This is a genomic window from Ornatilinea apprima (genome assembly GCF_001306115.1).
Taxonomy (GTDB): domain Bacteria; phylum Chloroflexota; class Anaerolineae; order Anaerolineales; family Anaerolineaceae; genus Ornatilinea; species Ornatilinea apprima.
The window spans coordinates 39,927-61,640 of sequence record NZ_LGCL01000040.1; the positions used below are offsets into that span (position 1 = coordinate 39,927).

At 56.5% G+C, this 21,714-nt stretch carries 13 protein-coding genes; 3 read left to right on the top strand and 10 right to left on the bottom strand.

Annotated features, from left to right (window positions below; all coding sequences use genetic code 11):
* The first annotated feature begins 161 nt into the window (after positions 1-161).
* Positions 162-968 (top strand): hypothetical protein, encoded by an 807-nt coding sequence (locus ADN00_RS16190; protein WP_075064051.1) that lies wholly within the window; start codon positions 162-164, stop codon positions 966-968.
* On the opposite strand, the gene ADN00_RS16195 is transcribed toward ADN00_RS16190, so the two are convergent.
* The 5 genes from ADN00_RS16195 to ADN00_RS16215 are packed head-to-tail and all read right to left on the bottom strand — an operon-like array spanning position 865 to position 13,447.
* Positions 865-1,626, bottom strand: coding sequence for a 4'-phosphopantetheinyl transferase family protein (locus ADN00_RS16195; protein ID WP_075064052.1), 762 nt, complete (start codon positions 1,624-1,626; stop codon positions 865-867). The two genes, ADN00_RS16190 and ADN00_RS16195, sit on opposite strands and share 104 nt — an antisense overlap.
* Positions 1,623-9,806 carry a type I polyketide synthase gene (locus ADN00_RS16200; RefSeq protein WP_075064053.1) on the bottom strand — a complete coding sequence of 2,728 codons (8,184 nt, stop codon included), beginning with the start codon at positions 9,804-9,806 and terminating at the stop codon, positions 1,623-1,625. Before ADN00_RS16200 ends, ADN00_RS16195 begins: the two co-directional genes overlap by 4 nt.
* Before the next feature lie 38 nt (positions 9,807-9,844).
* The gene (locus tag ADN00_RS16205; RefSeq protein ID WP_075064054.1) at positions 9,845-10,348 is read right to left on the bottom strand and encodes an acetyl-CoA carboxylase biotin carboxyl carrier protein subunit; all 504 of its coding nucleotides are present in this window, start codon (positions 10,346-10,348) and stop codon (positions 9,845-9,847) included.
* Between the two features lie 12 nt (positions 10,349-10,360).
* Positions 10,361-11,845, bottom strand: coding sequence for an acetyl-CoA carboxylase biotin carboxylase subunit (locus tag ADN00_RS16210; RefSeq protein ID WP_075064055.1), 1,485 nt, complete (start codon positions 11,843-11,845; stop codon positions 10,361-10,363).
* Between the two features lie 51 nt (positions 11,846-11,896).
* Complete coding sequence (locus tag ADN00_RS16215) at positions 11,897-13,447, bottom strand: acyl-CoA carboxylase subunit beta (protein ID WP_075064056.1); 1,551 nt, start codon at positions 13,445-13,447, stop codon at positions 11,897-11,899.
* Between the two features lie 359 nt (positions 13,448-13,806).
* Between ADN00_RS16215 and ADN00_RS16220 the strand changes: the two genes are divergently transcribed.
* Both ADN00_RS16220 and ADN00_RS16225 read left to right on the top strand, forming a co-directional pair.
* Entirely contained in the window at positions 13,807-14,493 is a 687-nt protein-coding gene (locus tag ADN00_RS16220) for a redox-sensing transcriptional repressor Rex (RefSeq protein WP_075064057.1), read from the top strand.
* A 197-nt stretch (positions 14,494-14,690) separates the two neighbouring features.
* Positions 14,691-15,338, top strand: a complete 648-nt coding sequence (locus ADN00_RS16225) for a zinc ribbon domain-containing protein (protein WP_075064058.1) — start codon at positions 14,691-14,693, stop codon at positions 15,336-15,338.
* On the opposite strand, the gene ADN00_RS16230 is transcribed toward ADN00_RS16225, so the two are convergent.
* The 5 genes from ADN00_RS16230 to fadR form a co-directional block, all read right to left on the bottom strand.
* On the bottom strand, positions 15,335-15,826 hold the full coding sequence (locus ADN00_RS16230) for an arsenate reductase/protein-tyrosine-phosphatase family protein (protein ID WP_075064059.1): 492 nt from the start codon (positions 15,824-15,826) through the stop codon (positions 15,335-15,337). The two genes, ADN00_RS16225 and ADN00_RS16230, sit on opposite strands and share 4 nt — an antisense overlap.
* Before the next feature lie 79 nt (positions 15,827-15,905).
* Positions 15,906-17,462 carry an FGGY-family carbohydrate kinase gene (locus ADN00_RS16235; RefSeq protein ID WP_075064060.1) on the bottom strand — a complete coding sequence of 519 codons (1,557 nt, stop codon included), beginning with the start codon at positions 17,460-17,462 and terminating at the stop codon, positions 15,906-15,908.
* A gap of 64 nt (positions 17,463-17,526) precedes the next feature.
* Positions 17,527-19,263 carry an FAD-binding oxidoreductase gene (locus ADN00_RS16240; RefSeq protein ID WP_075064061.1) on the bottom strand — a complete coding sequence of 579 codons (1,737 nt, stop codon included), beginning with the start codon at positions 19,261-19,263 and terminating at the stop codon, positions 17,527-17,529.
* A 22-nt stretch (positions 19,264-19,285) separates the two neighbouring features.
* Positions 19,286-20,878, bottom strand: a complete 1,593-nt coding sequence (locus tag ADN00_RS16245; protein ID WP_075064062.1) for a glycerol-3-phosphate dehydrogenase/oxidase — start codon at positions 20,876-20,878, stop codon at positions 19,286-19,288.
* A 37-nt stretch (positions 20,879-20,915) separates the two neighbouring features.
* Positions 20,916-21,623, bottom strand: a complete 708-nt coding sequence (fadR, locus tag ADN00_RS16250) for a fatty acid metabolism transcriptional regulator FadR (protein ID WP_075064063.1) — start codon at positions 21,621-21,623, stop codon at positions 20,916-20,918.
* Positions 21,624-21,714: the final 91 nt, after the last annotated feature.

Consider the following 21,714-nt stretch of genomic DNA (forward strand, 5'->3'; position numbering starts at 1 on the left):
ACCGTCAAGTTTCCCTTCAAGGGTGTGATGACCAATATTCAATACTTTAATAAAGAAATCAATATGGACGATATTGGAAAAATGGAGAATTATGGGATTTGCGTCCCAGCCATTGAACCCTGAGGCGCGGGCAGCAGGATTGAATACATGGGAAGGAGGATATGCATACAAGCCATTCGCTCATCTCTTTCCCTTCCACCCTTGATCAAACACCCTGGTTCTCCGCGCTGCTAAGCTTGCTGCCTTTCGTCGCGGCCGGTTCGCTGCGGATCATGGTGAGTTTTCAACCGGGTTGGTCGCCAAAAGAAGGATCGCTGTTGTATTCGGTGTACCTTCTACTCTGTACGCTTGCGCTCACCAGCGGGTTGGTGCTGGGCGCGGTTAAGAAATCTCCACGCTGGTTATACCCCTACCCGGTTTTATTGGCTTTCTCATCGTATATCCTAAGGCTGTATCTGGGGTATCTTTTGCCGGTGAAGATCAACCTGCAAAGCAGTTTCTTTTTGTCTCTGTTAATCATTCTGATCTTCTTGTGGCTGCCGCCATTCCACGCGTTCTATCAAAACATTCGCCAGGATTGGACGCTGGCTTCCTATGGCCTTTATGGACTGGTCCTGTATTTGTTTTCGGCGGTCGATTTTGACCAAACGCCAAAGCTGAACTGGTTGGTGCTGCTGCCCTCCATTCTTGCCATCTGCGCTGCGCTGGCGCATTTGCGCATTCGTTCCGCGCATGGCAGGATCGCCGCATTACTGATGGGGACGTATACCGGTTTATTCTTCTGGTTGATTCCATCTTATGTGAGCATGGTTTCGGTTTGGATCAGTGTTGTGATGGGGGTGTTCTTGCTGCTGGTGTATGGAATTACTCTGACGGTGATTTTGTTGTCACCGGGGCTGGTGGTACTGGCGCGCCAAGCCAGGAAAGGGTTACGGGACAACCCAAAACAGGACCACCGACCGCGATAGTGATCACGAAATTGTCCAATATGCGCCAATGTCCCTGCCAATGCCAGCCCATCGGGGCGGAGATTCCAAACCCGCGCAATCCATCTATGACTGGAGAGTCATCAGCCAGAATCTCAATCTCGCGTGTGTCCACACGCAGGCCGGTCTGCAGCGCTTTCAGGACGGCCTCTTTGGCGCTCCAGATGAGCGTGCTGACCAGAGCCCGATCTTTTTCCTTTGCAGATGATACCCATTTCAATTCTGATGGTGTGAAATAGGTCTCCAAAAAACTTGGCGCGCGCGGGGTGATGGCTTCCAGGTCAATGCCGATGCGTATGGATGAATCAGAAGTGTAAACGGCCGCGGCTGCATCCCCGGAATGGCTGATAGACAGCACCCCCGGCAGTTCCCGGTCGTTGACCAGCGCGTAGGGCGCGCCGCTTTCGTGGTTATCAATGCTCATCTGTGCTGTGGAGCATCCACGCAATTCTGGCACACAATCCATCAATACGTGTTTGGCCACGCGCCGGCCGGCGATGAAGGACTTTCGCCGCAGTTCGAATTTCATGGCTTCGAAGCGGCAGGCTTCGCTGCTACTGAAAAGACCTTCCAGGCCGGAAGGGTCACTCCCGGCTTGGGGATCAACATACCAATAGATCGGCGCCGGAGTATTGCTCAAGCCGCTTCTCCGTTCAACACCTTCAACGGCTGCACCAGTTCCTCTTCGGCCGAATAGGGCAGGGGCGCGGTGCGGTAATCGCGGATTTCCAGGTAGCGGTTACCATTGACATCGATCACGCTGGCGTCGAAGCAGTACTGCCCATCGACGGTTTTATGCGGGCGCACTTCGGCATATAATTCGGCCGATTCCAGCGGTTTTTGGTAAAGGGTCAGGCTGCCGATGGCGCTGGGTAAGGCCAGCACACCGGTCTCGCCCACCTCGTACACACCGGCGGTCTGCAGGCACAGTTCCACCAGTTGCGGCAGGCTGAGAAATTCCTGTTTCTCGGCGGTGATCTGCGGCAGCCCGCTGTGCATTTTTCCGAGCACGTGCTCCCCGTCGCGGCTGACGCCTTCCAACACCTGGAAAGCCGGACCGTGGAAGTAGAGTTTGTAAATGTCCTCTCTGGATACCACCAGTTGGTCCTGCCATTGAGGAACCGTTGAATGATCTGGCTGCAGCGCGTCCTGGCTGGCCGCCAGATAGACCTTGCCGCTGAAGTGCTGGATTTTTTCTTCTTCAGCCTGGCCGCGCCGCGCGCGCTGCGACTCCAGCCGCACCTGAGCCACCACCCCGCGCTCTTTGCGGAACACGTTGGCCTTCCAGGTGACGCGGCGTGGTTCGTTGCGGTAGAACTTGAAGGGAGCCAGGAAGTGAATATCTTCGATGCGTGCCACCTGATAACTGCCTTCTTTGGCGGCCAGAATGGAGGCGATATGCCGGGCGGCCACCGAGAAGCCCTCAATGCCCATCACCCCGGGCAAAACCGGAATCCCGTTGAGGGCATGATCATATAAGAAGGGCTGCTCTTGTGGGTCCAGGTCGGCTTCCAGGATGATGCCTTCTTCCAGGCTTAACCCGGTGATCCGGCTCAACATCACATGGATGGGTTTCCCGGAAGTGAGCGCCTGATTGGCTTTCTCCACCATCAAGCTGGCTTGCAGATCGGGGCTTTGTGCCAGCACACCCAGCGACCCGGCCAAAATGACTTCTCCACGGCTGCCGGCGCTCATCTCCTTGAAGACCTGTGGAGCGGCTTCCTGCGGGGAGAGCATATCAATGCCGGCCATCTTCATGATTCTGGGGATCGAGCCGCGGCTGGCCATGCCTACTTCCGCCCAGGCGCTCCAATCTAGGGTCAGGGTACGGACTTCGGGGTGCAGGGTTTGAATGGCGTTGAGCGATTTGGCCAGCAGATCGTTGGCGGCGGCGTAGTCGGTCTGCCCGGCGTTGCCGAAGCGCCCCGCCACAGAAGAGAACCCAACGATGGCTTTGGGGAATCTACCCAGCGCTTTGAAACTCTGGTAGAAGTGGAGCAGCCCGCCGGCTTTCACCGCGATGGTTTGCAGAAATTCCTCTCTCGATTTGCTCTCAATGCGGCGGCTGATTTCCACCCCGGCAGCGTGGATCAGCACATCCACCTGTCCCTGGTCGTCAAAAATCTTTTGCACGGCGGCGCGAACTGAATCAGGGTCGGTTACATCACAAACCAGATAGTGGGCTTCAGCACCGAGTTTTTGCAGCTTGTGAAGCGTGCGCCAGGTAGCCGCGCTTCTTTCCAGGTGAGATATTTCTTTTTCCACCATGGCGGGGGTGGCTTTTTGGTGGATTTCTTTCAATTTTGTCATCAGATGTTTTTGCAGCGCCCCGCGATCTTGAGCAAGTAAGGTCAATTCCGTGGACGTCTCTTCCGGAAGTTCGCTGCGCGCCAGCAGATAGTACTTCCCGCCAAGGCGTGTGGCCAGGTCGAGCAGCACCGGGGAAACGACCCCCGCCGTGCCGCCGCTGACCACGAACACGCTGTTCTGCTCAAAAGTAATTGCATTCGCCTGGGCTACAAGTGGTTCTTCTACAGCGGCGATGGCAAAACGCTGCGCCTGCTCAATGCCAATTTCCACAATGCTCGGATCAGACAGGGTTTCATTTAGCAGTGTCGCGGCGATCTGGCTTTTGGATGCCTGAATTTCAAAATCGACCACTTTGACCAGCATGGATGGGCGTTCTTTGGCGAGGGCTTTGGCAAACCCGCTCACCAGCCCGCCCAACGGAGCGCCATGCGCGCTGCCGGAGAAGCCGTGCAGCCCGCCCAGGCGCGTGGCGCAGACCAAAAACTTGAGATCAGGCAGGGCGCGCACCAGGGAAAAGAGCGGCATTCCCCGGCGCTCGCTTTCTGACTGCCATTCTTCCAAGGAGATTTGATCATAATCGGTTTCCAGGTCCAGCGCCGGCAGGTAGTAAATCCCGTCGATGCTTCCGCTTTCGGCAGCTTGCTTTATTTTCTCCAGGTCACTGCCATCCACCACCTGCACGGCAGTCTTTTTTGCGCGCAGCAATTTGCTCAGGCTTGCATGCGTGCCGCCGCGGTCTTTGACAATCAAAATTTTTGTGTGGCTGTTGATGTCAACGCCGGTCAGGTTGCACAGGTCAAGGCGCGGGCGCAGCACCGGTACCGGGACGCGCCGTTTCAAGACAGGCTCAAAGGTAGTCCCTTCCTCGGTTTGCTCATCCACTTGCACGGAAGTCTGCGCGGGTTCTGACACCTCCACCTGTTGAGAAGCCAAAGACTCTTCGATGAATCCAACCACCTTGGCGAGGGTGTTGTAATCGGCCAGGATCAGGTCTTCGCGGCGCGGGATGCCGTAGTGCTCGCGCATGGTGGCGAATAATTCCGCCTGTTTGACGGTGTCGATGCCCAGATCGGCTTCCAAATCAAGCTCCATATTCAGCAATTCTACGGGATAGCCGGTTTTATCGCTGACCAGTCCCAGTAACACTGCTTGGATCTGCTTGGGTTGGGGTTGACCTTCACTTTTCCCGGCGATAGCGATGGGTTTCTCCGGCTCGACAACAGGTATTTCATCTTGGGCTGCGACAGGCGTGGGCGGTGCTTCCACAGCGATGGGCGCGCTGCCTGGCTGCCAGGCGGGCTGCGCGGGGTCGTACTGCGGGGGGGTGCTGTGGGTGAAGCGCAGGGTGCGCTGCACCACTTCCACGCTGGCTTCGGGCTGCCCGGAGACGGAAGCCAGCCAGTTCTGGTACTCAGCTGGATGGACGCGCTTCTCGCCCACTTTCGCCACCTGGCGCAGCAGGGTCATGGCAATTTGCGAACCAAATCCGGCGCCCAGGCGCAGCGCGTAGCGAACGGGGTACTGCCCGCCGCGTGAGAGATTCAGATCACCCAGGTCGGGATCGGCTTCGAAGGCTTCATCGAAATGCGCAATTGGAGGAACTACCCCCGTTTCCAGGGCTTTGACCGCGATCACGTCCTCGATGCCCACGCCCATGGTGTGGCCGGTAAAGCCTTTGGTGTTGGCGATAATCACCTGGTTGGCCTTTTCGCCAAAAGTGTCGCGCAGGGCGCGGATCTCGGCGCTGGCGCTGCCGCCGCGCGCCGGGGTGTACGTTTCGTGCGAGACGAACATGGTCTGATGGGCAATTTCTTCACGCTTAAGACTAAAGCGCTGCTCAGCCTGGGCAACCAGGCGCTGCATGATCCGGCTGACGTGCTCCACATCCAGGCGGGTGCCGTGGAAGGCGCTGTTGGCAAACTGGCTGGCCACGATTTCGCAAATGGGTGTCATTCCTCGCTCTTTCACCGCGTCGGGACTTTCCACCACCAGCGCGGCTGCGCCCATGCCAGGAATCATGCCATTGCGGCGGCGGTCGAAGGGCAAAGCAGCCTGTCGCAGATCGCCTTCAACGGTTGTCGCGCCGGTAGCCAGCAAGCCGGTGACCACCCAGTTTGCCAGGCTGCCATCGGTAACATCATCACCGGCGATCACTACCACACGGCGGCAGCGCCCGGCGCGGATCCAGTCATCCGCCAGACATACCGCCTGGGTGGTACTGGCGCAAGCCGCGTTGATTTGGGTGTTGGGTCCTTTGGCGCCGATGTATTCGGCAAATTGAGAATGGCCCATGGCCAGAATGCGGAAGATAAAGCGCCGGTCAAAATGGTAGGTGTTTTCTTCCAGCCGCGCTGTCAGCTCAGCCAGTTTCTTTTCCACAGAAGGGATGGGGGTTGAACCCGCCTCCGTTTTAATTTGCTGCAGAAGGTCAACCTCGGCGCGCAGCTGCTGGTACTCATAAAAGCGCTCCATTTCACCGGTCAGTTGCTCCAGACCAGGGAAGGCTGAGGCAAAAATCACACCGGTTTCATCCGCCAGGGCGGGGGGAAGCATCCAGCGGTTGGGCAGCAGGGTGCCTTTGCTGGTCTGTTTGAAGTGCATCATCAAGGGGATGCCAGCGTCACGCAGGGCTTCCATGCCCGCGCCGATTGCCAGCTGGGTGGCTATATCGAAAGCGTCCACGCGTTCAGGTGGCACGCCAAAATCCGCGGTCAGGTCAAAGCTGCCGCGCTGACCGGCCAGTTTCAGGGTTTGCTCCAGGCTGTCAATCTCCTGCATCACCGCTCCCGATTCGCTTTTCACCACGCGGGTCAGGCGTTTTTCGAGCATGCGCTTGCGCGATGATTCTGGCAGCGGCTCAATGGAATTTTCACCTTTCAACAGGCGATGGATGTTTTCATCGTCAAAAACGGAGTGCTCACGGCCCGGAAGGCCCAGCCCCGCGCCGGAAATCACAGTCGCGCTCGCTGGGACAGGTTGGTGATTCACCAATACTGCTTCTTGAACGGGAGAAATTTCCAGGGGACGGATCTCAACGGGCTGCTCCCCATCGGTTTCTGGATAAATACCGGCGGCGAACAGCGCGCATAAGGCTTCATTGATGGAGACGGGGCCTCCTTTGCGGGGGTGATTGGTGGCGGCTATGGTTAGGTGGCTGGCCTGCCCGGAGAGAATATCGGTCACCAGCGAGCTGAGCACCCGTTTGGGGCCAGCTTCGATAAATACGCGCGCGCCAGACGCATACAGGTTCTGAACGCCCTGAATAAACCGCACCGGGGAAGATACCTGCTGCGCCAGCATATCCAGAATTTGTTCGCGGTCTTTTGGGTAAACTTCGCCGGTCACGTTGGCCATGATGGGCAGGCGCGGGGATTGAACATTCATGCGCGCGATGACGCTGCGCAGCGGGCCGCTGGCGGGGGCGACAATTTGGGTATGAAAGGCGTGCGATACCGGGATTTTGACTGCCTGGAAACCGGCTTGATTGAAGGCCGCCAGGGCATTGTCAATGCCGGCGGTGGAACCGCCGATCACGGATTGGATAGGGCTGTTGTAATTGGCCAGCACTACATACCCTTCCACCTGCCGCAGAATGCGCTCCACTTCAGCGATGGGCGCGGATACAGCCGCCATACAGCCATTGTCATCCATACTGACTTTACTCATCTCCCGTCCGCGAGCGCTGACCACTTCCAGGGCTTCGCGGAAAGTCAGCACGCTGGAGGCGACCAGCGCGCCGTACTCGCCCAGGCTGTGGCCGATGACCATGTCGGGCGAGAAGCCGTAATGCTGCAGCAAGCGAAGCAGGGCAACATTGACGGTCAACACGGCGGGTTGGGTAATGGTGGTGTCTTTCAAGGCCGCTTCCGTTTTTGCCAGTTCTTCCTCACTGCCTTCGCAGAAGATATATGCGGTTAGCGGTTTGCCTAATAAGGGCGTCATCACCTTGTCTGCTTCACGGAAGGTTTCGGCGATCACCGGCTCATGATCGAGCAGGTCTTTGAGCATATTGGCATACTGCGATCCCTGCCCGGGGAAGAGAAAGGCCACTTTGCCAGCCGCGCCGCTGCCGCGGTAAACCCCCTGGCCGGATAAGGCTTTCCAGGCATTGTCGCCGCTGCTGTCGAAGGCTTTTAACGCGCGTTCGATGCGTTTGAGCAGGTCTTCGCGGTTGTCGTAATCAATTGCGATGCGGTCCGCCAGCGCGCAGCCCTGCGGGGTGGGCAGCGTCTCTTGAAGATTTAGACCGGCTTTGATTTGCTGTGAAAGAGAAACCAGCCTGGCCTTAAGCTGTTCGGCTGTGTCCGCGCTGGCGAAGAACAGTCCGCGGTAAGCCGGCAGGTGAAGCGAAGATTGTGTCTCCCTTTGCTTGGTTTGAACAACTGGATATGCTGGTTCTGTCACCTTACCCTGAGGCGCGCCGCTGTCCTGAGCCGTCAGCACGAACTGCACCACTTTTTCAAGGGTGTTATAGTCGGCCAGGATCAGGTCTTCGCGGCGCGGAATGCCGTACTGCTCGCGCACGGCGGCGAAAAGTTCCGCCTGCTTGACGGTGTCTACACCCAGGTCGGCTTCCAGGTCCAGCTCCAGGTCCAACATTTCCACCGGGTAGCCGGTCTTTTCACTGACCAGGCCGAGCAGAAAAGGAACGACCTCCTCACGCGAAGGTCCCGAAGCCGGGTTGGCAGGCAGAACTTCCGGGTTGGATGCCGCGGCTGGGTTGGCGTTTTGGTCTGCCTTGGCGCTGGAGGCGGGCTGTGAGTCTTGAATAAACTGCACCACTTTGGCGATGGTATTGTAATCGGCCAGCACCAGGTCCTCTTTGCGCGGGATGCCGTACTGCTCGCGGATTTCGGCAAACAGTTCGGCCTGCTTGACCGTGTCCACTCCCAGGTCGGCTTCCAGGTCCAGTTCGGGGTCGAGCATTTCTTGCGGGTAACCAGTCTTTTCGCTGATTTTGGTCAGCACCATCTGCAGGATTTCCGTGGAATTAAACACGGATTGAGGGGCGGCGCATTCGGCAGGGGAGGTAGCCGCAGTTGGGCTGGCGGCTGCGGGTTGCACGGAAGAAAATACCGCTTTCTCCGTAACGCCCATGCCGGGCACGTATTCATCCACAACCAGGTGGAAGTTGGTGCCGCCAAAACCAAAGGCGCTGACCCCGGCGCGGCGAATTTCTCCGGCCTGGCGCGGCCATTCCTTGAGTTCTGTGTTGACATAAAAAGGGATGGATGCGAAATCGATCTTGGGATTGGGGCGGTCGAAATTGGCGGTGGGGGGCAGCACTTTCTCGTCCAGGGCCAGCACCGTTTTCAACAGACCCAGTGCGCCGGCCGCGCTTTTCAGGTGGCCGATATTCGATTTAACCGAGCCGATAGCGATCTGTCCAGCTTTTAGTCCATACCCGGCAAACACTTTAACCAGGCTGTCCACTTCCACCACGTCCCCAACACGGGTAGAGGTGCCATGCCCTTCAATCAACCCGGCTGTGGTGGGGTTGACCCCGGCATTCTGCCATGCACGTTCCACTGCTTGAATCTGCCCGGTCGGATTGGGCGCGGTGATGCCTTTTCCCTTGCCGTCGCTGGAGCTGCCGATCCCGCGAATGACGGCATAAATGCGGTCTCCATCCCGCTCCGCGTCTTCCAAACGTTTCAGCAAAAAGACCGCTCCGCCTTCGCCCATCACAAATCCGTTGGCGTCTGCCGTATAAGGGCGCGATCCGTCCGCGCTGAGCGCGCCGATTTTGGAAAACTTGACAAACGATTCCACGCCCATGTTGCGGTCCACACCGCCGGTCAGGGCGGCATCGAACTGGTAGCTGCATAATCCGTCTACCGCGGTCTGAATGGCCGCCAGCGAAGAGGCGCAGGCCGCATCGGTGGTGAAATTGGGACCCCGGAGGTTAAACACATTGGCCACCCGCCCGGCGATGATGTTGGATAATTCGCCCGGCATGGTGTCTTCGGTGATTTCAGGGATGGCTTGCCAGATGCCGGCCTGAACGCCGCTGAGCAAGCTATTTTGCACTTCTGCCGGGAGTTGTTGGAAACTGGGCAGCGAAGCGAGAATTTTCGTGTACTCTGGCAGGTGAATACGCAGGCTGCTCTTGTAGTGTTTTTCGCCAGCCATGGCATTGCCCAAAATGACCGCCACGCGTTCGGTGGGCAGGCTGCGCTGTGGATAGCCGTAATCGGCCAGCGCCTGGCGCGCGGCTTCAATGGCCCACTGCTGGGTCTCGTCCATAATTTCCAACACCTTCGGCGGGATGGGAATGCCCCATTGCATGGGGTTGAAGGTGAAATCCTTCACCCATCCGCCGATTTTCGTGTACGTCCGGTCAATGGCCCGCGGGTCAGAGTCGTAATACAGGTTCGCGTCCCAGCGGTTGGCTGGAACTTCTGAGATGGAATACACAGAATTCTTGATGTTTTCCCAAAATTGTTTCACATTGATGGCGTCGGGAGCGATGGCTCCCATGCCCACAATTGCTACGGGTTGTTTTTTCATGTTTTTGTCACCTGGTTAAGGATTTTTTTCGGTTGTGTCTATTGGGCGCCAGCGGGTGAGTCGAATTTCACCAGTAGATCGCCTTTTTCCACGCGCTGACCAACCTGAACAGGAATGGATGTCACAGCCGCCGGAATAGGAGAGCGCAGCTGCATTTGCATTTTCATGGATTCCAAAATCACCAGCACCTGGCCTTTCTCGACCTGGTCGCCCGGCTGGCATTGGATTTCAATCACCAGACCTGGCATGGGAGCCAGAACCGCATTTTCTTCCGCGCGAGCCTTTTGGCTTTTGTGCCGGTTGGAAGGGTTGATCACCTGAGCAATGAGACGCTGCCCTTTCAGCGACACCTCCAACTGGTCATCGCTTTGTTCATTGAGCACCAGTTCGATATTTTCCTGGCCTTGCAGCAGCAAATGCAGCCCGGATTCATTGAGCTGCTTTAGCGCGGCCTGGGCGGGTTTGCCATTGATCAGGATGTTTTCCCCATTGACCGAGATGGTGAAATCCTGGCCTTCGATGGTTACAAGATAATCTGGCATGCTCAGCCGCTCCTAGCCGATTCCTCGCATTTGGTCTCTCCATGCGGCCTGCTGCCACTTGTTGTTGTAGGCAGGCAGCGGAATGTGAGTTTTGGGCGCGTTCAAACGCTGGTGTTTGTATAGAGCCGCCGCGATGGCCAATGCTTCGCGCATGCCATCGGCAAATGAAGCTGGGGTAGGGGCGAAGCTGTCCAGATAGGTGGTGGTTACTTTGGCTTTTTGGAAGGAATCGCTCTGGATGATTTGTAGGATGAACTCCACATCGGTGGCAATGCCGCTGACAGCGAATTCGGTCAGCGCGCGCTGCAAGCGGGCAAGGGCAGAGGCGCGGTCTTCGCCCGAGGCGATTACTTTGGCAATCAGCGAGTCGTAATTCGCGCTGACTTCCATGCCCTGATACAGGGCGCTGTCCACGCGGATGCCCGGCCCGCCCGGTTCTCTGACGTAGCTGATCACGCCCGTGGAAGGCATAAAATTCTGGGCGCTGTCTTCGGCCAGGATGCGCGCCTCAATGGCGGCGCCTTTCACCACAATGTCTTTCTGGGTAAGAGTCAAAGGATGGCCTGCCGCCAGCAGCAGTTGTTGTTTGACCAGATCCAACCCCAGAACGGCTTCACTGACCGGGTGTTCCACCTGAATGCGAGGATTGACTTCGATAAAAAAGAATTCTTCTTCTTGCGTGACCAGGAATTCCACGGTGCCCAGGGAGCGGTAATGCAGCAAACTGCCCAGGCGCACCGCGGCTTCGCACAAATCTTTGCGAAGCCGTTTGCTTAACCCGGGGGCGGGGGCTTCTTCAATTAGTTTCTGGCGGCGGCGTTGGATGGAACACTCGCGGTCTCCCAGGCAGAGCACTTTTCCCTGACCATCACCCAGAATTTGTACTTCAATGTGACGCGCGTCCTGTACCAGCGATTCAAGGTAAACGGTATCATCCCCAAAGGCGGCTTTGGCTTCTTTGCGCGCGGCGGCGATGACGTCGGGCAGCTCCTCACGCGAAGTGGCCAGGCGGATGCCCCGCCCGCCGCCGCCGGCGGTGGCTTTCACCAGCACCGGGAAGGTTACGTTGTCCATCATCTCCAGAGGAATTTCGCGTGGCAGGGGACCATTGCTGCCGGGAAGGACAGGCAGGCTGGCCTGTTCTGCCGCTTTGCGCGAGGATAATTTGTCGCCCAGCAGGGCGATGGTTTCTGATCGGGGTCCGATGAACACCAGCCCAGCCTCTTCCACTTTTTGGGCAAAGGCGGCGTTTTCGGACAGGAATCCGTATCCGGGATGGATGGCGTCCGCGCCGCTTTGGATGGCAGCTTGAATGACCGCGTCCGCGTCCAGATAGGCTTGCGCAGGTCCAATACAAACCGCTTCGTCAGCCAGCCAGACGTGCATGCTTTCTTGATCTGGTTCGGTGTAGACCGCCACAGTTCTCAGTCCCATTTCTTGGCAGGTGCGAATAATCCGCACGGCAATCTCATTTCGATTGGCAACCAGCACTTTCATGGAATACCTCCATTCAACGTTTTCAAGCAGGGTGATCATAGCCAGATAGGATTAGAGTGGAATATTGCCGTGTTTGCGGCTGGGAGCGCTGCGGCGTTTGTCACGCAGGGCTTCTAATCCTTGAATCAATCTCAAGCGCGTCTCAGCAGGGTCAATGACGTCATCAATGTACCCATGTGAAGCGGCGATGTAGGGATTGGAAAATTCTTCACGATAAGCGCGGGTGAGTTCTTCGCGGGTTTGGGCTGGGTTGTCGCTGTTGGTGATCTCTTTGCGGTAAATGATGTTGACTGCGCCTTCAGGCCCCATCACGGCAATTTCAGCGTTGGGCCAGGCCAGGTTCAGGTCTCCTTCCAGGTGCTTGGAACTCATCACGATATACGCGCCGCCGTAGGCTTTGCGCAGAATGAGCGATAATTTGGGCACGGTGGCTTCCGCGTAGGCGTAGATCAGTTTGGCCCCATGGCGGATGACTCCGCCGTACTCCTGATCTTTTCCGGGTAAAAAGCCGGGGGTGTCAATGAATGTAATCAGGGGAATGTGAAAGGCGTCGCAAAAGCGGATGAAGCGCGCGCCTTTGTCGGAGGCGTTGATATCCAGCACACCGGCCAGGTAATCAGCCTGGTTGGCTACAATCCCCACGGTAGCTTTGTTGAGCCGCGCAAATCCAACGACCAGGTTGGGGGCGTATTCCGCCTGAACTTCCAGAAACTCACCGTTATCCACGATGGCTTCGATGACCTGATGCACATCATACGGCACCTGTGGGTTGAAGGGCACAATGGTTTCCAGTTCATGGGTGAGGCGAGTCGGTTCATCGAGCGATGGCGGTTCAGGAGCGGGGGAGAGGTTGTTGGCGGGGATGAAAGATAACAGCCAACGCACTTGCTCGAAAATAGTTTTCTCATCGGGTGCGCTGAAATGCGCCACCCCGGATCGCTTGCCGTGCACGCCCGTTCCGCCCAATTCTTCGGCAGAAATCTTTTCGTGAGTGACGGCTTCGATCACGTCGGGGCCGGTAATGAACATGTGTGTAATATTTTCCACCATGAAGACAAAATCGGTAATGGCCGGAGAATATACCGCGCCGCCCGCGCAGGGGCCGAGAATGATCGTGATCTGCGGTATGACGCCAGAATTGCGTACGTTTCTCAGGAAAATATCGCCGTAGCCAGCCAGCGCGTCAACGCCTTCCTGAATCCGGGCGCCGCCGGAATCATTGATGCCGATTAACGGCGCGCCGGATTGGTAAGCCATGTCCATAATGCGCGCGATCTTTTTCCCGTGGGCTTCTCCCACCGAACCGCCCATCACGGTGAAATCCTGCGCGTAGAGGTACACCAGGCGATCATTGATCTTTCCCCAGCCGGTGATCACCCCGTCGCCGAGCGGGTGGCTGGCATCCATCCCCAGGCTGGCGGCACGGTGTGTGATGAACATGCCGGTTTCCACGAAGGTGCCGGGGTCGAGGAGCTGTTCAATTCGCTCGCGGGCGGTCAGTTTTCCCTTTGCGTGCTGGGCAGAAACTCGCTGTTCTCCTCCCATTGCGAGGGCTTCTCGACGTTTCTGATCCAGTTTTTTTTGCAGCGTCTTTTCATTCATGTCGATCTCTATACATGGATTATGGAATGCGGCAACACGAATCCATCACCTCTGCAAAGAGGCGCGGTTGGAAATGGATATTGTGATTTCAGGAAAGAATGGAGTAAGGACGAACCAGCCTGTGCCGGTTCTGACTGCGAGGTTGCCGGGTTCCTTTTTGTTTTACGCGATCAATACAAAAAACACCGCGTTCTAAAAAAGGTTACACTTCACCTGAAAAAAACAAGCAAAAATCCTTATTATTAATCGAAAAATGGGTTGGGCAAGAATATTTCAGACCAACTTGACTTTTCGCTTTCTGTACTATACAATTTGTATCGTGAAAATAATCACGATACACGATTGGAAACGATTCGGTCATGAATAATATGGGGATCCCTATTCCAAGTTTACGGCGGCTGCTGGCATATTACCGGCACTTGAAGAGCGCCTCGCAAAAGGGGCTTGAATTTCTCTCTTCCGGTGATCTGGCTCTTGCCGCTGGCACCACGCCTGAACAGGTGCGGAAAGATTTCAGCTTTTTGCCCAGCCAGGGGCGCAGCCGGGTGGGATATCCAACGCAAAAATTTGCTGAGATTATTGAAGATTATCTGGGACTGATGAATGACAAAGAAGCCGTGCTGGTAGGCGCAGGCAACCTGGGGCGCGCGCTGGCGCTCTACCCCGGCTTTGAGCAGGTCGGTTTACGTATTGTGGTGCTGTTCGACAATGACCCGGAAAAAATTGGCAATAAGGTGGGAGATTTGCAGGTGCTGCCCGTGGACGCACTGCCAAGCCTGGTAGAGCGCATGCTGATCCGGATTGGAATCATCACCACCACTGCCGATGCGGCCCAGGCTGTGGCCGACGCGATGGTGGCGGGCGGGATTAAGGCGATCTGGAATTTCTCCACGCTGCGCCCGAAGGTTCCGGATGATGTGATGGTGCGAAATATGGACCTGTCATCCGAGCTGATTGTCCTGTCACATTACATCCGCAGCCTGGGGGCACAAGAGCCTCCCAAGTCTTTGGATGATGACCTGGATCGTCTTGAACAGGCCAGCTAGAAAACAGACGAGCAGCGGTGCAGTTTCCCCGCACGCCTTACAATATCGATCAGATCAGCCTGCAGGAGAGTTGAAGCATACTCTCCTGGTTTTCAATTTTGATATTTTTTTTAACCCCGCCAGGGGTGTTTTTTTTCAGTTTTGGGGATACAATTTTCTTACCCCTATATCCACAATCCTCAAGGAGAGCTAGAACGGTGAGCGACTCGATCCAATTCACACGCAACTATCAGGATAAAAGCACCAACCAGGGATTTCAATTTGAATTTTTCTGCGATCGCTGCGGAAATGGTTACCGCACGCGCTTCCGCCCGTTCGCGGCGGGGATGGTGTCTGACGCGTTGGATACCGCCAGCGGCCTGTTGGGCGGTCTCTTCAGCCGCGCGGCTAATGTGGGAAACAGCGTCAGCTCGTCCGCTTATGAAAGGGCGCATGACGCAGCCTTCCAAGAGGCAGCGCAAGAGCTGAAACCGCAATTTGTGCAGTGCCCGCGCTGTTCTTCGTGGGTGTGTAAAGACCGCTGCTGGAATGAAAAACGCGGTTTGTGCAAAGACTGCAGCCCCGATTTGGGCGTGGAGATGAGCGCGGCGCAAAGCTCGCGGTCAGTGGAAGAAGTGTGGGCACACGCTAAGATGGCCGAAGAGGACAAGAAACTGGCCGAGGGCAACTGGCGCGAGACAATCCGCGCTTCCTGCCCAGAATGCGGCGCGCCGCAAGCTGTCAATGCCAAATTCTGCCCGGAATGCGGCGCTAAGCTAAAAGCAAACGCGCACTGCCCGGAATGCGGCGCGAAACTGCAGCCGGGCGCGAAGTTCTGCACAGAGTGTGGAAAGAAAGTAGATTAAGGTTTGCGCTGCTGGCTGACCATTTGAAGAATGACGGGCAGACCCTGATGGAGGGTCTGTTCGATTTCATTGGCTGTTTGGCGAAAGACTTCGATCGGTTGTCCCACCGGGTCGGCGATCGGGGTCTTTTGATTCACGAGTTCTTTCAGCATCAATACACGCTCGCGGGTTTCGGGGAACTCCACACGGATGGCTTCTTTATGCCCAGATTCCATGGTAAGAATGAGATCAAATTCGGACAGATCCACGTCTTCGATAGATTGTGAAGTGTGATTTGAAATGTCGATGCCGCGCTCGGCCATCACCTGAACACTGAAAGGAGCCGCCAGCAGACCGGGACGCGTCCAGGTGCCGGCGGATTCGATCCGCCAGAAGTACCCACCTTCAACCTGGCGCGCTACAAGGGCTTTGAGCAGGCCTTCCGCGATGGGCGAGCGGCAGATATTGGCCGTACAGACCAGCAGAACTGCGGGGGGGTGATTTTCCATCAGGTAGATTATAGCGGATTCAAGTAGGAAATGGAAAACCAGGCGGGGGGAATCGCCGCCTGGTTGTTAACTGTGCGTCTTATGACTGGTGGTTGGTTATGGTGTGAATGGACTGGTAAAGCGGGTAAAGGCGGCTGTACATCTTCAGATACACCGATTTGTATAGATCATCATACACCGCGTGAGTTTTGGGGCTGGGCTCAAAGGTCTTCCCGGTGCGCGTCATTTCCTTGACCGCCGTTTCGAAATTGGGGTGAATGCCGCTGCCCACAGCCGCGTCAATGGCCGCGCCCAGGCCGGACGCTTCGTAGGTGTGAGGCCGGGCGGCAGGCAGGTTGAAAATGTCAGCGGTGAGCTGCATGGCCGCGTCGCTCTGGCTGCCCCCGCCGGAGACGCGCAGCTCGGTGATGGGCACGCCGCTGCGTCTGGTGGTGCGCTCGCTGCCCTCTCGCAGCGCGTAGGCCAGGCCTTCCAAAATGGCGCGGTAGAGATGGGCGCGGGTGTGCACGTCGCTAAAGCCGATGATGGCTCCGCGCGCTTCGGGGCCTGGGTACTTCAGGCCGGGCGACCAGAAAGGCTGCAAAACCAGGCCGTTCGAGCCGGGGGCTACCGAATTGACTAACCCGTCGAATAGGTCTTCGGGCTGCACGCCGCGCTCTTCTGAGAGAATGCGCTCGACCAATCCAAATTCCTGCTTAAACCATTTGACCATCCAATACCCCCGGTAGATTTGAATCTCCAGGCTGTAATAACCAGGCACGGCGGCAGGGTAGGGTGGAATAAGCGGGATGACCTCAATATAGCGTTTGTGGGTGGTGTTAATGGTAGCAGTGGTGCCGAAACTCAGGCTGGCAATCGAGGGATCCAGGCAGCCAGAGCCGATCACTTCACAGGCTTTGTCGGCGGCCGCGGCGATGAGCGGCGTACCGGCCGGGATACCGGTGGCTTGTGCCGCCGCCTGGCTGATCTCTCCCAGCGGGCTGGCAACGGGGATCAGGCGCGGCAGGTATTCCTGGGGCACGGGCACGGCTTCCCATTTCCAATCGTACCAGCGCGCCCATTGCTGGCGTTTGTAATCAAAGGGCAAGTAACTTACCTGGCTGCCGACCGAATCGACAAATTCACCGACCAGTTTGTAGGTGAGATACCCGGACAGCAACAGATATTTATGCGTTTTCTTCCAAATTTCAGGTTCATGGGTGCGCAGCCAGTTCGCCTCCGCTTCGGCTTGCAGATATTTCACCGTTTCTGTCGCCCCGGCTAACCAGAACCCCAGGCCCCATAAACCGCCCACCGGCTTTAGCCCTTCTGTGCGGCGCTGGTCGAGCCAGACGATGGCCGGACGCAGGGGATTGCCCTGTTCGTCAACGTTGACCAGTGTGGAGCGCTGGGTGGTCAGCGAAACGGCTGCGATGGATTCTTTATCCACGCCGGGTTCGTTCCATAAGCCCTGGCATGCTTCGCATAAGGCGCGCCAGAAAAGATCCGGGTCCTGTTCCGCCAGGCCGGGGGCTTTGGAGTAATACGGCTCAATGGGAATCTGTGATTTGGCAATCAGGTTTCCGGCCGGGTCGAACAAAATGGCTCTTACGCTTTGGGTTCCGTTATCAATCGCCAGCAAATTTTCTGCTGCCATCCTCACTCCTTGTTTAGCGGCGTAGTAACCATTTTAATCCCAATGAGTAAATTACGGGTTCGATTCAACGCATTCCCCAGCGTTTGGCTTTCTGTTCTTCCGATAAATCCAGGCCCAGGGTGCCGCCCGGGTTGAGTATGTAGTCGGGATCAAAATGATTTTTCAGGCAGCGGATGACATCCATACAGGCGGTGCCAATCTGGGCTTCGAGCCAGGGCGAAGTCTGTTTGCCCACACCGTGGTGGTGGCTCATCGCAGCCCCATTTTGTTGGATGGCTTCGAGGATGGCATATTGCAGGTTCAAATATTCATTAATCGCTTCGATGCGGGCGATGAAGATGAAGTACAGGTTGGCTCCCTGAGGATACATGTGCGAAATGTGGGTCATGCAAATCGTATTCGGACGCTGCTTGACTACATCGCGCACTTTTTGATGCACCTGTTTTAGCTGCGACCAGGTAACACTGCATTCCAGGGTATCGATCAAAATTCCAAAATCTTGCAAGTCTTCGCGCAGATAGGGATCGCGGAAGCGGCTTTTTTCCCAGGCCTGGGTAACATGGAATGGCGTGAGGGTGAACGCCCCGAAGCGCTTGCAGACGGCGTGGATTTTCTTTTGGAGCGTTCTGGTAAATTCAGCGCTGCCGTCCACAGTGCCCAATAAGAGGCATTTTTGCATGGGCTGGTAACCAAAAGCTTTCAGCAGCGTATCGGCGGGGGTGCCCTCCACGCCGTACAGGCGCATGGCTACATCTGTTTCTTCTGGATCGGAGAGGCGAAAGACAGACGGATAGCCGGTCTCTGACTGCATGATCTCTCTCACCGCGCAGACGGCGTCATCCCAGTTTTTGAACATATAGCTGTACCGCCGGGTGTTCTTGGGCATGTGGCGGAATACGCGCAGGGTTACTTCGGTCAGGATGCCAAATGTGCCCTCACTGCCCATCATCACCTGGTCAAAGTCGGGGCCGGTGGCTTCACGGGCGTAGTAGGGCGTTTTCAAAATACCGCGCGGGGTGTTATATTCCTGCGAAACAACCATGTCCTCGATTTTGCCGTAATACGTAGAGTTCTGGCCGGCACCACGGGTGACGACCCAGCCGCCCACGCTGGAGTATTCAAAGGATTGGGGGAAATGCCCGCAGGTGTAGCCCCGCTGCGCGTTGAACCGCTGCGGCGCTTCATTCAGTATTTTTTCCAGCATGGGGCCCGACATACCAGCCTCAACGGTAATGGTCTGGTCGACTTCGTTGAAGGCGATCACGTTGTTGTAGTGTACGCTCAGGTCAATGGAGACCCCGCCATTAACCGCCTCCATCCCGCGAGTGACGGTGGATCCGCCGCCAAAAATGTAGAGAGGAATGCGCTCGCGCAGGCAGAAGGCCAAAATTTGCTGAATCTCCTGCTTGTTGCGCGGGGCCAGCACCACGTCTGCCAGGTTTTCAACGATCTTGTCCCGCAGGCGCAGCGCGTCTAACATGCCCTTGCCGTAGCTGGCGCGGATGCGCGTGTACGTGTCCGTTTTCAGGTTTTCACGCCCTACGATGCGCTCCAGTTCCTGCACCAGTTCCGGGCGCATGTGAATGGGAAAATCAATGTCCACGTCTTGCAGCCCAAGGTCTTTGGGCTGGGTAAAATCGGCGTCGCTGAGATGAAAAACCTGCTTCATCAGCCGATACAGGCCGTGATTGGGATGTTTGAAACCCTGTGGATCGCCCCATTTGAACAGGGAGCGATAAGATCGCTTCGGCGTTTCGCCTTCAAACCAGGCCGGGGTGAACGTTTTCTCTTTACCAGACATTGCAGTTCTCCTGTGAATGGGATTATCCCAAAGGGTGAGGGCTGTAACTGCGCTCCCAGATGGCGCGATAGGCGTTGACTTCACTTTGCCATCGCGCTTCATTCCATTCCAGTTCAGGCTGGATGATCTTCTTGATCGTATCCATCATATCCAGCGCGCCGTTGGGCAGGAGCATTCCAATGCGGACGCGGCGCAGCAGCAGGTCATCCAGATGGATAATCCCATCAGAGCGGGCCGCCCAGCGCAGCTCTGCCCAGCGATTGGGCAAAAGGCCAATATGATCCAATTCTCCGGGTTGGGCGCAGACGCAAATTTCCAGGGTCTCAAAGCCATATCTGCCCGCAAGGTAAGCCCACGATTCAATATCAAGCCCGCAATCAACGGAGTCGGGGATTTCGCCAATCAACCGCTTGCGAGTGGGGAAGGGTTTCGCGTTGGGCAGGAAGGGCCGGGCGTGGTTGAGCACTTCGGCGGCCATGATGCGGAAGGTGGTGTATTTTCCGCCTGCGATGGTCAACAATCCTTCCTCTTCCCAGACGGCATGCCCGCGGCTCTCGTCCGAGGGGTTGGCTTTGCCGGTGCTGATGATGGGGCGCAGCCCGGCAAAAGAGGAGATCATGTCATCTGCGGATATCTCGAGGCCGGGGAAGGTGGTGTGCAGGGCTTCGATGATATATTCTATTTCCTCGGGACTGGCGCAGGGTTCGTCCTGGCTCTTTTCCAGATAGGCGGGATGATCCAGGTCGGTGGTGCCAATCAGGGTGGTTCCTTCCCAGGGGATGGCGAACATGGCGCGATTGTCTTTGGGGTGGGCCAGGGTGATGGCATAAGAAAGAGGAAATTTGGAAAACGGAAAGATCAGATGGCTACCCCGCGCTTTGCGTAAATGAGGCGGTTTCTGGATAAAGGAGCGAATATCGTCACTCCAGGGACCGGCGGCGTTGATCACTACTTTTGCCCGGGCGGAGATCTCTCTTCCTTTGGGCTCAGAACGGTCTTTGATCGTTACGCCGCACACACGCCCGTCACGCGTGCGCAACAGGCCGGTCACTTTGGCGTAATTCAGAGCAAAACCGCCATCCTCAACAGCCTCTTTCAGAATGCGCACCACCATGCGGGCGTCATCCATTTGGGCGTCGCCGTAGCGGTAAGCGCCAGACAGGCGGTTGGCGTTCAAAAAGGGAACTTGCTCCAGTACGGCCAGTGCGTCGAGATGCTCGTGATCCCACTTGTGGCCGTATAAATCGTAAAGAGTTACGCCGAGCAAAAGCTGCCAGCGGGGCGTTTTGCTGGATTTATAGTCGGGCAAGATGAAGTTGAGCGGGGTAACCAGGTTTTGGGCTTCTTTTAAGAGCCATTCGCGTTCTCTCACTGACTCTCGGGTAACATCATACTGCTTGTTGCGCAGGTAACGAAAGCCGCCGTGGATCAGTTTTGAGGAGCGGCTGGAGGTGCCGAAAGAAAAATCATTGGCCTCCAGCAGCAGAGATTTGTAACCGGCGTTGACAGCTTCGCGCAGAACACCTGCCCCGGTGATCCCCCCGCCGATGATAATCACATCCCATTCCTGATCGATGATGCCCCAAATGGAATCGCGCCATCCCGTAGTCCACATTTCGACCTCCTAAAAAAAAGTGCAATGAACAAAAAAATTAAGAATTACTTGCTGCCCTTTCCGTATCCAGCCAGAATCTCAGGCTTTGTTCCATTACCTGGCGGGTCAGGGTTTCGGCTTCTTGTGGCAGCTGGCTGCGGGCGCAAGCCAATAACTGCGTGTAAAAATTCCTGGAGACCGCGCATGCTTCTGGATTTGAAAAGTAAACCTCTCCCACCAGTGCGTACAGGTCTTTGAATCCGTTGAGAATCAGGGTGAAGACCGGGTTGCCAGAAAAACGGGTGCATTGAAAGTGAAGCTGCCAATCGGCGCGCGTGAAGGACGGGGCATCCTGAATCGTCACTAATATTTCCGTCAGCAGGCTTTCAACCTGAACCGGTTCGCGTTCGATGGCAAGGCGGATATAGGTAGGCGCAAGTAAAATTCGCACCTGCAACAAGTCGCGGACGAAGTGTTGGGGCAGGTGTTCGGAGTGCCCGGCAACCGCCGCCAGCACACTCAGGTTGCCTTCCTGCCAGTAGTCGCGCACGCGGGTTGGTTTTCCGTGCCGGATTTCCAGCCAGCCATCCCGGCTCAGACGCTGCAGAGCCTCGCGCAAGGTGGGGCGGGTGGTGCCCAATTGAACGGCCAGCACTCTCTCAGAAGGCAGGTTGGAATTGATGGGAAAAACATCATCCAGAATGGCTTGGATAAGACGGGCTTCGGTCAGCTCAGCCGGTTTTTGAGGAGGTTGCCACTGCTGCATACGGTCTCCTGATTGGTAAGAGGTCATACCAGTTTATTATGATCATAGCAAATTTCACCTGCTCTGTCTACTATCCAATTTTCCTGCATTG